Source organism: Anaerocolumna jejuensis DSM 15929 (genome assembly GCF_900142215.1).
Classification (GTDB): Bacteria; Bacillota; Clostridia; order Lachnospirales; family Lachnospiraceae; genus Anaerocolumna; species Anaerocolumna jejuensis.
Genome location: NZ_FRAC01000020.1, coordinates 31565 through 44687 on the forward strand (window position 1 = coordinate 31565; position 13123 = coordinate 44687).

The following is a 13123-nucleotide window of genomic DNA, read 5'->3' on the forward strand; positions in this document are numbered from 1 at the left end:
TTAAAACGAAATGGAGGAATATTATGAGCAGCTTATTATTTACCAAGACACATGAATGGGTGGAATTTCTGGATGAAACAACGGCAAAGATAGGTCTTACCGATTATGCACAAAAGGAACTGGGAGATTTGGTTTTTGTTAATCTGCCGGAAGAGGGTGATGAAATAAAAGCAGGAGAAAGCATTGGAGATGTGGAATCCGTAAAGGCAGTATCGGAGGTTTACAGTCCTATATCCGGAACTGTACGTAAAGTAAATGAAGAACTCCTTGACCATCCCGATTTAATCAACTCAGAACCTTATGAAGCATGGTTTGTAATCTTTGAGAATATCACAGACAGGGAAGAACTTATGGAAAAAGAGGAGTATGAACGCTTTCTGAACGGGGAGGAATAATATGGGAACTTATGTGCCGGGTACAGGGGAAGAGCAGAAGGAGCTACTGAAGTCCCTGGGAGTTGCCGGTATGGAGGAGCTTTTTGTAACCATACCGAAGGAAGTACGTCTTAACGGACCTTTAAAAATACCTGATGGGGTCAGTGAATTACAGGTCAGGAAAAAGATGGCCGGAACAGCGGGAGAGAACAGGGTATTTCCATCCCTGTTCAGAGGCTGCGGAGCATACAGGCATTATATTCCCTCCATTGTAAAGCAGGTCGCCGCAAAGGAGGAATTTATGACTGCCTATACCCCTTACCAGGCGGAAATCAGTCAGGGGACCCTCCAGGCCATTTTTGAATTTCAGACAATGATATGTGACCTTACAGGCTTAAATGCAGCCAATGCGTCTGTCTATGACGGTTGTACTGCCGCTGCGGAAGCGGTTATTATGTGCCGTGAAAGGAAAAGAAACAAAGTACTGCTAAGCGGGGCTTTGAATCCCCAGATAATAGAAACCGTAAAGACTTATATGGCAGGAACGGGAACGGAAATTATTGTGGTACCGGCTGCTGACGGGGTAACAGATAAAACCGAGCTTAAGCGGTTATTGGATGAGAAGACAGCCTGCTTTCTTATTCAGCAGCCGAATCACTATGGATTGCTGGAGGATTATGAAGAGCTGGGAAAACTGACAAAGGAAGCAGGGGCAAAATATGTAATGAGCTGTAATCCGATCCTTTTGGGCATCTTAAAGACTCCCGGGGAGTATGGGGCCGATATTGCGGTGGGAGAAGGCCAGTCACTGGGCCTGTCCCTGTCCTATGGCGGACCCTATCTTGGCTTTATGGCAGCTGTTTCTGAGCTTATGAGAAAGCTGCCGGGAAGAATTGCAGGGCAGACCCTGGATACAAGAGGAGAAAAAGCCTATGTATTGACTCTTCAGGCAAGAGAACAGCATATCAGAAGGGAAAAGGCGGCAAGCAGTATTTGCTCCAATGAGGCTCTTTGCGCACTGACAGCCAGTGTCTATATGAGTGTCATGGGAAAGGAAGGTCTTCGGCAGGCAGCTACCCTTAGTATGTCAAAGGCTCATTATCTGGCAGAAAAACTGTGCGGTCTGGAGGGCTTTTCCATGGCCTATGAAGGGGATTATGTGAATGAATTTACCACGGTATATAAGGGAAATACAGAAAAACTGCTGCGTGGGCTGGAGGATTACGGAATATTAGGAGGCCTTCCTCTTAAGGGGGAAGACAGAGGCAAGATAATATGGTGCGCTACCGAATTGAATTCGAAGGAAGAGATAGATGAACTGATTGACAGGATAAAGGAGGTGCAGACCCATGAAGCTGGTATTTGAAAAAACCAGGGAGGGACGAGGAAGTGTTCTCTTACCACCTCTTGATGTACCGGAGACAGAGTTAAAAGCCTGCTTTAAAAGAGAGAAGGAGCTTCATCTGGAGGCATTGCCGGAAACGGATATCAGCAGGCATTATACGGAGCTTGCAGACCGTGTATACGGTGTCAATAACGGCTTTTATCCTCTTGGCTCCTGTACAATGAAGTATAATCCCAAGGTTAACGACGAGGTGGCAGGATTTTCTGGTTTTACGGATATTCATCCTCTGCAGCCGGATTACACCGTCCAGGGGGCTCTGAAGGTATTAAGTGAGGCAGAGGAATATCTTGGGGAAATAACCGGTATGGAGCATTTTACCTTCCAGCCGGCAGCAGGGGCCCACGGTGAGTTCACAGGGCTTAAGCTGATAAAAGCCTATCATGAAAAGCAAGGGGACATTAAAAGAAATAAAATTATCGTGCCCGATTCCGCCCATGGTACCAACCCGGCCAGTGCGGCCATGGCAGGCTTTGAAGTTATTAATATACCCTCCAATGAAAAAGGATTAGTTGATGTTGCTGCCCTTAAAAGGGCGGTGGGGGAGGATACGGCAGGGTTTATGCTGACAAATCCCAATACCTTGGGACTTTTTGACGAGAATATTTTAGAAATTACCAGGGTTGTACATGAGGCAGGCGGCTTAAATTATTATGACGGAGCCAATCTCAATGCTATTATGGGAATAGCCAGGCCGGGAGATATGGGCTTTGATGTCATGCACCTGAATCTGCATAAGACCTTTTCGACACCTCATGGCGGCGGCGGTCCCGGAAGCGGTCCTGTGGGCTGTAAGGAAATCCTTGCACCATTTCTTCCTCTTCCAAGAGTTAAGAAGGACGGCGGTAACTATATCCTTTCCGATGAGGGAGAGGATTCCATCGGAAGAGTAAGAGGCTTTTACGGCAATTTCCTGGTGGTAGTCAGAGCATTGACGTACATTCTGACCTTGGGCGGGGATGGGCTTAAACTGACCTCCCAAAATGCGGTATTGAATGCAAATTATCTGATGGAGGGCTTGAAAGATACCTATCCGGTACCATTTGCAGGACCCTGTATGCATGAATTTGTAATCAGCCTGGAAGAGCTGAAAAAAGAAACCGGAGTTTCTGCTCTTGACATGGCAAAGGCACTTCTTGATTACGGCGTACATCCGCCGACCATGTATTTCCCTTTAATAGTACATGAAGCATTTATGCTGGAGCCTACGGAGACGGAGAGCAAAGAAAATCTTGACAGAGTAATTGCTATTTATAAGGAGCTTTATGAGGAGGCCAGGAAAAACCCTGAGGACATTAAGAATAGCCCTAAAAAGACGGTAATCGGACGTCCTGATGAAGTTATGGCAGCAAGAAATCCGGTTATCCGCTATGAGTTTCCATCCGCATAGCCCCCCGCAGAAGTCTGAACATGTGTTATGAATTTCATTCCGGATAAAAATTTACCATATACTATATTTGATATCAAGGGGAGGAAGCTGCGTGATAAAGGAACTTAACTATTGTATCGCAAAAGGTGTTAACCCTTTTGAGAACCTGGCTTTGGAGGAATACCTGCTGGAACATGTGAAGACAGGGGAATGCCTTTTGTATCTCTGGCAGAATGAGAGAACGGTGGTTATCGGCAAGAATCAGAATCCCTGGAAGGAGTGCCGTCTTGAGGAATTAAACACTGACGGCGGCAGACTTGTAAGGAGGCTGTCCGGAGGAGGTGCTGTTTTCCATGACCTTGGGAATCTTAATTTTACCTTTCTTGTCCGTAAGGAGGATTATGATGTTAAAAAGCAGATGACGGTAATAGTAGAGGCAATGAAAGCCCTTGGAATATTGGCTGAGATAAACGGAAGAAATGACATTACGGCAGAAGGGAAGAAGTTCTCCGGCAATGCTTATTATACCGACGGAATCCATTCCTACCATCACGGTACCCTTCTTATAAATGTAGATAAGGAAAACCTCTCGAAATACCTTAACGTTTCCAGGGAAAAGCTGGTTTCAAAGGGGGTGGACTCTGTAAAAGCCAGGGTGGTAAACCTAAGGGAATTCAGAGAGGACATCACAGTGGCGCTGGTAAGGGAAGAGCTGATAAAAGCCTTTTCAAAGGTTTACGGGCTTCCTGTCAGCTCCTGTGAATTCCAGGGGGCAGAGGAAGGGGAGCTTCAAAGGCTTACCGGAAAATTCTCCTCCTGGGAATGGAACCTGGGGGGAAAGCTTTCCTTTGATTACCGCATGGAAAGGCGTTTTGCCTGGGGAAGTGTGGAATTGGAATTAAAGGTGGATAAGGGAATCCTGTCTGATATAAGAGTTTATTCCGATGCCATGGAGGTCGAAATCTTTCAAAAGATAGCAGAGGGCATTTCCGGCTGCCGTTTCAGCAGTAAGGCTATGGCAGAAGGATTGAAAGAAATAAAGGAAAGAGAACCGGAGATGGCTCATATCCTCTCTGACATCATTGCCATGGTGAAAGAAGAAAAAATATAAGGCTAAAAGGAGAAAACCATGGAAGAGAAATACCAGCTCATAGTAATAGGGGCCGGACCGGGAGGCTATGAAGCTGCAATCAGGGCAGCACAGCTTGGATTAAAAACAGCCCTAGTAGAAGAAAGAGAGCTTGGCGGAACCTGCTTAAACAGAGGCTGCATTCCGACAAAGACACTGCTTCACAGCTCCAACCTTTATTATGAAACAAAGAATTTTGATGAGATTGGCCTGTCCATACCGGGCATATCCTATGATTTTTCTAAAATATATGAGAGAAAAGACCGGGTAGTGGAAAAAATACGGGATGGCATCGCCGGTCTTCTGAAAGCAAATAAAATAGACGTTTTTAATGCAAGGGCAGTGGTGGAAAGCCCGGGCAAGGTAAGGCTTTATTTTAAGGAAACAGGGGAAGAAAGATACCTGGAAGGCAAAAACCTGCTGCTGGCTACAGGCTCCAAGCCCCATTTACCGGATGTGAAAGGAGTTGCTCTGCCTGGAGTTATGTCCAGTGATGAAATTCTTAACGGAAATTTCAGGTTTAAAAAGCTTGTAATTGTAGGCGGAGGTGTCATTGGATGTGAATTTGCCACCATTTTCAGTCAATTTGGAATCAGTGTGGAAATCGTGGAAGCGGCAGACAGGATATTGCCGTCCTTTGATAGGGAACTTTCCCAGAGCGCTGCCATGAACCTTAAGAAAAAGGGTGTGGGAATCCATACAAAAGCAAGGCTTGAAAAGCTGGAAGAACGTATAAAGGAAGGACGCAGGGAGCTGAAAGTAAGTGTTTCTTCCGGGGATACCTTGAAGGAGCTTGATGGGGAAGCTGTTCTTTTATGTATCGGCAGAAGGGCAAATACGGATCATTTATTTGCAGAGGGCCTGCAGCCTGAATTGGACAGGGGAAGGATAAAAACCGATGAAAGGTTTATGACGGATATTCCGGGAATTTATGCTGTGGGAGATGTTACAGCCGGTATCCAGCTGGCCCATAATGCTTCTGCCCAGGGAATCACCGTGGCAGAGCTTATTGCCCAGGGTAAAAGCACAGTTGACCTCAATACAATTCCCTCCTGTGTCTATATGAATCCGGAGCTTGCAGCAGTGGGATTATCCGAGGAAGAAGCCAAAAGAATGGGATATGATGTACTGAGCGGAAAATACCCTATGTCCGGTAATTGCAAGACCGTTCTTTCCATGGACGAAAGAAGCTATATAAAGGTGGTGGCAGATAAAAATACCGGCAAACTTCTTGGAGCACAGATAATTTGTGCCAGAGCAACGGATATGATAGGAGAATTTTCTCTTGCCATAGCAAAGGGATTGACAGTGGAAGAAATGCACTCTGCCATAAGACCCCATCCGACTTATGAAGAGGGAATCACGGAGGCTTTGGCAGATGCACTTACAGGAGCCATTCATTTGATGCCAAGGAAATAATCCTTGCTGATGGAAAATTTGTAATAAAAAATCACTAGTAAGCGGCATGGCAATGTAGTTTCAGCTGGTATTGAGAAATTATTAACTTATAAAGCCTATAAGGCAGAAACAAAATATCACATAGAATAAATTGACGGCTAAATGTTTTGTAAAAAAACAGTCGGAGCAATTTTATTTTATCTGTTATTTTGTTACTGCCTTATTTTTATTGCATTCTTGTAATATCAGACTTTATCGGTGATACGGAAAAATGTTTGTCGAAATGTTGAATGGTGAGTAAAAGCACTTTTCATTTACGGGTATTTATGGTATGATGTATATAACAAAAACAAAAGAATATATCAAAAATTCTGATATAAAGGGAGAAAAGGCTTTGGATAAGTCCATCAGGCTGGATTTGGATGAAAAAGAAAGAATGTCCCGGATTGCAAAGGCCTTGTCAGCAGAGACACGAATCGATATCATAAGGCTTTTGTATGGGAAGAGTTATAACATTAATGAGATTGCAGAGCAATTAAAGCTGCCACAGTCTTCTGCGGCGACACATGTTAAGGTTCTGGAAGAAGCTGGGCTAATCGAAACAGAACTGGTGCCTGCCGTCAGGGGTTCCATGAAGGTCTGCAGGAGGGCAGCGGATTCCATCGAGTTTTTAATGAAAACGGATTTGGAGGAAGATGCCGAGATTATTCATATGCCAATTGGCAATTATGTTGATTACTATGTAGAACCTACCTGCGGAATCGTAAGCGAGAAGGGATATATTGATGAAGAGGATGAACCCCGCTGCTTTTATAATCCCGCCCGTACGGGGGCGAAGCTGCTCTGGTTTGGAAAGGGCTATGTGGAATACCGCTTCTCCAACCATTTGCTGACGAACAGGCAGCTGAAGGGCATGGAGATTTCTATGGAGCTTTGCTCAGAGGACCATGAGTACAATCTGGATTACCCGTCGGATATTACTCTTTGGATTAACGGCCTGGAAGCCGGGACCTGGACCTGCCCCAGTGACTTTGGAGGAAGAAGAGGCAGACTGAACCCTTCCTGGTGGCCGGATAAGAATACTCAGTTTGGTGTTCTTAAGACCTGGAGGTTTACAAAGGAAGGAACCTTTCTGGATGAGGCGCCTGTCAGTTCTCTTCCCATAGAGGCTTACCAGCTGGAATCCAATGGCTATATTTCGGTTAAGCTTGGGATTAAACCGGATGCCAGGCATGCAGGAGGAATTAATTTATTTGGCAGCAGCTTTGGCGATTACCAGCAGGACATCCGGATGAAGCTGGTATTTTAGCTGTATTAGCCGTCCGGTCAGAATGGTTAAGGAAAGAGTATCAGTACCGAGTATCAGTACTGAAATAGGATGTTTCCTGGTAAGACCTGAAATGTGGCGCAGATATGCGGTATGCTATAGGATCAGGAATGACAAAATGCGGTAGAAAGATATTTTATAGTAAACAAAAATCAAGGATAACAACAAGGAGGAAGATTATGAAACAGGAATTAATAAAAAGCTTCAGAGAAACATTTGGAGAGAAGGAGCCGGAGCTTTTCTTTGCACCGGGAAGAGTTAATTTGATTGGCGAGCATACCGATTATAACGGAGGGCATGTATTTCCTTGTGCTCTGACCATTGGAACCTATGGCGCTGCCAGAAGGAACGGTGAAAAGGTATTACGTTTCTATTCCCTGAACTTTAAAGAGCTGGGAGTTATTGAGGTAGGCCTTGAAAACCTTGTTTACAGAAAAGAAGATGACTGGGCCAATTATCCCAAGGGAGTTATTAAGACCTTAAAGGACAAGGGCTACCAGATAGAGGAAGGGCTGGATATGCTGTATTGTGGAAATATTCCAAATGCCTCCGGCTTATCCTCCTCCGCTTCCGTAGAAGTACTTACCGGATTTATTGTAAAGGAACTATTCCACCTTGATATCAGCCTGGTTGATATTGCACTGGTAAGCCAGTATGCAGAAAATCATTTTAATGGGGTGAACTGCGGCATTATGGACCAATTCTCCATTGCCATGGGGAAAAAGGATCATGCCATATTCCTGGACACCAGTGATTTATCCTATGAGTATGCACCAATTAAGCTTGAAAACTCCAAAATCGTAATTGCCTGCAGTAATAAAAGAAGAGGTCTTGGAGATTCCAAATATAACGAAAGAAGACAGGAGTGTGAGGAAGCCCTCGCCGCCCTGCAAAAGCAAGTGGACATTAAGTCTCTTGGAGAATTAAAAGAAGAGGATTTTGAAAAGTACAAGGCAGCAATTGGAGACCCCATCCGTACAAAACGTGCAAAGCATGCCGTATATGAGAACCAGAGGACCATTCAGGCTGTAAATGCTTTGAAAGCAGGAAATATTGTTTTATTTGGTGAGCTTATGAATGCTTCTCATGTATCCTTACGGGATGACTATGAGGTTACCGGATTAGAACTTGATACCTTAGCAGAGGCAGCCTGGGAGCAGGAGGGTGTTATCGGCTCCCGTATGACAGGAGCAGGCTTTGGCGGCTGTACGGTAAGTATTGTAAAGAACGACTGTGTGGAAGCCTTTATTCAGAAGGTTGGAAAGATTTACGAAGACAAAATAGGGTATAAGGCTGATTTTTATGTAGTAGAAGTGGGTGACGGCCCTGTAAGGCTGTAGTATTCAGAAAGAACGGCAATAAATAACCTGCGGGAAAGTACTGAATATAAACCAAAAGTACTAAATAACTATCAATATTTATTCAAATAATTTAACAAAAATATTAACTACTATTAAAATCAAATAGAAAGGCAGGAGAAAAGTATGACAATATTAGTATTAGGCGGGGCAGGTTATATCGGTTCCCATACCGTATATGAATTAATTGAAAGAGGTGAGGATGTCGTTATTGTTGACAACCTGGAAACCGGGTATAAGGAAGCTGTTCATCCGAAAGCCAGATTCTATCAGGGAGATATCCGTAACAGGGAATTTGTTGACAGTGTATTTGACAAGGAGAAGATTGATGCCGTAATACATTTTGCTGCCAATTCTCTGGTGGGAGAGAGCATGACAAACCCGCTGAAATATTATGACAATAATCTTTGCGGAACCAAGGTACTCCTGGAATCCATGGTAGCTCATGATGTGAAGAAAATTGTATTCTCCTCCACAGCAGCTACTTACGGCGAGCCGGAAAAGGTGCCCATCCTGGAGACAGATAAGACGGAACCAACCAATTGCTACGGTGAAACCAAGCTTTCTATGGAGAAGATGTTTAAATGGACGGACAGAGCTCATGGCCTGCGGTATGTTTCCCTGCGCTACTTTAATGCCTGCGGTGCGCACAAAAGCGGTCAGATCGGGGAAGCTCACAATCCTGAAACCCATTTGATTCCCCTGGTACTTCAGGTACCCAATAAGAAAAGAGAAGCCATTAATATCTTTGGTGAGGATTATGACACAAAGGATGGCACCTGTGTAAGGGATTATATTCATGTAACAGATTTGGCACAGGCTCATATTCTTGCGGTGGAATACCTGATGAAGGGTAATGACAGTGATATCTTTAATCTTGGAAACGGAGTGGGCTTTACGGTAAAGGAAATTATCGAGGCCGCCAAAGAAGTGACCGGAAAGGAAATACCGGCTGTTATATCACCAAGAAGAGCCGGAGATCCTGCAAAATTAATAGCCTCCAGTGAAAAGGCTAAGAAGGTGCTTGGCTGGAAACCGGAATTTTTGGACGTAAAGGAAATTATAGCTACGGCCTGGAAATGGCACCAGTCACATCCGGAGGGCTATAAAACGGTCAAATAACCAGGCTGCCGCAACAGGCAGCAGTATAAAAGAGCAAGAGGATAATATCATGATTTATGAATACATCAGGGCATTAACAGAATATGCAGTAAATGCCGGGCTGGTACAAGAAGAAGACAGATGTTATACCATCAACAGGCTTTTGGAAGCCCTTGGACTTGAAGAGTATGAGGAACCACAAAGAGCGGAAGCAGAGCTGTCCCCGGGAGGGGCAGTAGCTGAGAAACTAGCTACAGCTGAGAAACTAGCTACAGCTGAAAAACTAGCTATAGCTGGAGAACTAGCTAGTTCTTCAGCACTAGCTAGTACTGAAGAATTAACTTCAGCTGAAGAGCTTGCTGCAGGGGGAAGACCTGCAGAAGGAAAACTGGAAGACATATTAAAGGGAATACTGGACTATGCGGCGGATAAAGGGCTGTTAAAGAGCAACAGCATTGTTTACCGGGATTTATTTGATACAAAAATTATGGGGCTTTTGATTCCGCCGCCTTCACAGGTAATAAAAAATTTTTATAACCGGTATGAGGAGAATCCGAAAAAGGCAACGGAGTATTATTATAAGCTCAGCCAGGATTCTGATTATATCAGAAGATACCGTATTGGGAAGGATATGAAATGGGTTACCCGGACGGATTATGGAGATATCGATATCACTATAAACCTTTCCAAGCCTGAAAAGGACCCCAAAGCCATTGCAGAAGCTAAATTAAAGAAGCAAAGCGGTTATCCCAAATGCCTTCTGTGCGTGGAAAATGAAGGCTATGCCGGCAGGGTGGACCATCCTGCCAGACAAAACCACCGAATCATACCTATCTCAATCAATGGGCAGGACTTTGGTTTTCAGTACTCTCCCTATGTATATTATAATGAGCATTGCATTGTGCTGAACAGAGAGCATACACCAATGAAAGTGGATAAAGAGGCCTTTCAGAAGCTCTTTGATTTTGTAAAGCTGTTCCCCCATTATTTTATCGGCTCCAATGCAGACCTTCCTATTGTAGGGGGTTCCATCCTGACTCATGACCATTTTCAGGGCGGCAATTACGAATTTGCGATGGCAAAGGCACCCATTGAAAAAGAATTTAAGATAAAAGGCTATGAAAAGGTCAGTGCGGGTATTGTGAAATGGCCTATGTCCGTAATACGCCTTCGAAGTGATGATGCAGCAGAACTGATTGAGCTTGGAGATTATATCTTAAAGACCTGGCGGAACTATACCGATGAGGCATCTTTTCTCTATGCCTATTCCGATACTTCCGGTAAGCTTCTGAATAAGCAGGAAGCCAGGGAAAGAATTCAGGCAGGAAATGCAGACCTGGAGCCTCATAATACTATAACTCCCATTGCCAGAAAAAACGAGGGAGTATATGAATTCGACCTGGTACTTCGAAATAATGTAACAACAAAAGAACATCCCCTTGGTGTTTATCATCCCCATAGTGAGCTTCACCATATCAAAAAGGAAAATATCGGATTGATTGAAGTAATGGGCCTTGCCGTGCTTCCCGCCAGATTAAAGGAAGAGATGGAAGAACTTCGTACTGCCATTCTTACCGGCAGGGATATTGGAGAAGAAGAGGATATTTATAAGCACAAGGAATGGATGGAAGGCTTCCTGCCGAAATACAGAGACATCAACAAGGAAAATATTGATAGTATCATACAGGAAGAGATAGGCTTAGTTTTTGAAAAGGTATTAGAGCATGCCGGTGTCTATAAAAGGAATGAGGCTGGACAAAAAGGCTTTGATAAATTTATAGCGCAGTTAAATAAGGAATAGGTCATGTTTTATAAGAGAATTTTATAACACATAATTTATAAAAGCAATCAAGAAAAAATTAAGAGGTTGCCGTAAAAGGATTTATACCGGGTGATTTCATGATAAGTTTGGGTATCGATGAAATCTGGTATATGTCTCTATTTTGCGGCAGCCTTTTATAGTTAGAAAAAAGGATATAATTATACGTTAGCATAAGAGCATAAACATATGTTAGAAAAAGTTTATAAATATATGCTATCCAAAGGGTATAAACATATGTTATAAAAAGAGTATAAGCGTATGTAAGTAAAAGAGTATAAACTTATGTTAGAAGAGTGTAATCATATGTTATCAAAAAACTTAATTATATATGCTAGAAAAAGAATGTAGAATATGTTAGAAAAAGAGTATAGCATATGTTAGAAAAAGAATAGCATATGTTAGAAAAAGAATACAGTATATGTTAGCAAAAAAATAACCATAAGTTGGTAAAAAATATAACCGCACAGGTTGACATATTTTGAAGTATATTCTAATATTTAGAATTAGTATCTTGTTTTAAATTCAGTACAAAAAGCCGCTTTATTATTTACGTTAAAGTAAAATATAATAATGTAGTGTCAAAATATAGGCAGGAATGCTAACTGGAAAGGGTAATGGGATAACAGCATGGGTCAGGAGTTCAACTTAGAAAGGTATATGACAAATGGAGTGGAAAGCATTGTAAAAGGAGCATTAAAAGCCTCTCTTTCCAATCCGAAAGAAAGTATTTTCATGGCAAAGTATGCATTGTCCAGTAAAAAATCCTCTGCCATAAGGAAAAAGGCTGAAGAAGCGGGAGAACATATTCCGGCATTTCTGATTGCCAGCATTACAAGTAAATGTAACCTTCATTGTGCAGGCTGTTATGCAAGAGCCAATCATGCCTGTTACGACGGAGAAGAAAACAGGCAGCTTACGAAGGAAGAATGGCTGTCTGTTTTTGAAGAAGCAAAGAAAATCGGTGTTGGCTTTATTTTGCTGGCGGGAGGAGAGCCTCTGATCAGAAGGGATGTAATAGAAGCAGCAGGAAAGATCTCCGATATTTTATTTCCGGTATTTACAAATGGAACCCTTATTGAAGAACAATACATAGGACTTTTTAATAAACACAGAAATCTGGTTCCCATATTGAGCCTGGAAGGCAGGGAAGAGGAAACCGATTCAAGACGCGGAACAGGGGTATACAGAAAATTGGAACAATCCATGGAATTGTTAAAGCGGGAAGGGATTTTATTTGGTACCTCTGTAACAATTACGACGGAAAATATAAAAGAAGCTGTCTCTTATGAATTTCTGGATAAATTGTATTTGCAAGGATGCAAGGCAGTTATTTTTGTAGAATTCGTACCGGTTACGGAGGAAGCAAAAGAGCTTGCGCCGGGTGATGGTGAGAGAGCATATCTGGCGGCTGCCTTAAGGGACATCAGAGAGCATTATGAGGACATGGTATTCATATCATTTCCGGGAGATGAGAAATCGTCGGGAGGTTGCCTGGCTGCTGGAAGAGGATTTTTTCATATTAATTCCCAGGGAGGTGCGGAGCCCTGCCCTTTTTCTCCTTATTCCGACATCAATGTGCGTGATACCTCTCTAAAGGAGGCAATACATTCCAGGCTGTTCCAAAGACTGCGGGAGGAAAACGTACTTATGGAGAACCATCCAGGCGGCTGTGTTCTTTTTGAAAAAAGAGAATTGGTCGAATCACTTTTATAAATATAGATTTCCTAAAATCCAAGATAAAATATTCAGGAAAAATGCAAGAGTGAAAGAAAATATTATTTTGAAAGGATGCCACTTACAGATTCTTTCACTCATTTCTATTTGTGGCAGTATCGCAGGCTTG

The 13123-nt window shown here is 43.1% G+C and carries 10 protein-coding genes; all 10 read left to right on the forward strand.

Annotated features, from left to right (window positions below; translation table 11 throughout):
* The first annotated feature begins 23 nt into the window (after positions 1-23).
* The 10 genes from gcvH to BUB77_RS18450 all read left to right on the forward strand — a co-directional run bounded on the left by gcvH (position 24) and on the right by BUB77_RS18450 (position 12993).
* Positions 24-395, forward strand: a complete 372-nt coding sequence (gcvH, locus tag BUB77_RS18405; RefSeq protein ID WP_073278315.1) for a glycine cleavage system protein GcvH — start codon at positions 24-26, stop codon at positions 393-395.
* A gap of 1 nt (position 396) precedes the next feature.
* Positions 397-1740: an aminomethyl-transferring glycine dehydrogenase subunit GcvPA gene (gene gcvPA / locus BUB77_RS18410; RefSeq protein WP_073278316.1), complete on the forward strand. Its 1344-nt coding sequence runs from the start codon at positions 397-399 to the stop codon at positions 1738-1740.
* Entirely contained in the window at positions 1724-3166 is a 1443-nt protein-coding gene (gene gcvPB, locus BUB77_RS18415) for an aminomethyl-transferring glycine dehydrogenase subunit GcvPB (RefSeq protein WP_073278317.1), read from the forward strand. The genes gcvPA and gcvPB overlap by 17 nt, the downstream gene beginning before the upstream one ends.
* 91 nt (positions 3167-3257) lie before the next feature.
* A complete protein-coding gene (locus BUB77_RS18420; RefSeq protein WP_073278318.1) occupies positions 3258-4256 on the forward strand; it encodes a lipoate--protein ligase in 999 nt (332 codons plus the stop codon).
* Positions 4257-4274: 18 nt separating this feature from the next.
* Positions 4275-5693 carry a dihydrolipoyl dehydrogenase gene (lpdA, locus tag BUB77_RS18425; RefSeq protein ID WP_073278319.1) on the forward strand — a complete coding sequence of 473 codons (1419 nt, stop codon included), beginning with the start codon at positions 4275-4277 and terminating at the stop codon, positions 5691-5693.
* Positions 5694-6003: 310 nt separating this feature from the next.
* Complete coding sequence (locus BUB77_RS18430) at positions 6004-6981, forward strand: ArsR/SmtB family transcription factor (protein WP_242962541.1); 978 nt, start codon at positions 6004-6006, stop codon at positions 6979-6981.
* 197 nt (positions 6982-7178) lie between these two features.
* On the forward strand, positions 7179-8339 hold the full coding sequence (locus BUB77_RS18435) for a galactokinase (RefSeq protein WP_073278320.1): 1161 nt from the start codon (positions 7179-7181) through the stop codon (positions 8337-8339).
* A 144-nt stretch (positions 8340-8483) separates the two neighbouring features.
* Complete coding sequence (gene galE / locus BUB77_RS18440) at positions 8484-9479, forward strand: UDP-glucose 4-epimerase GalE (protein WP_073278321.1); 996 nt, start codon at positions 8484-8486, stop codon at positions 9477-9479.
* A gap of 49 nt (positions 9480-9528) precedes the next feature.
* Positions 9529-11259 carry a UDP-glucose--hexose-1-phosphate uridylyltransferase gene (locus BUB77_RS18445; protein WP_073278322.1) on the forward strand — a complete coding sequence of 577 codons (1731 nt, stop codon included), beginning with the start codon at positions 9529-9531 and terminating at the stop codon, positions 11257-11259.
* A 678-nt stretch (positions 11260-11937) separates the two neighbouring features.
* On the forward strand, positions 11938-12993 hold the full coding sequence (locus BUB77_RS18450; RefSeq protein ID WP_330392626.1) for a radical SAM protein: 1056 nt from the start codon (positions 11938-11940) through the stop codon (positions 12991-12993).
* Positions 12994-13123 lie beyond the last annotated feature (130 nt).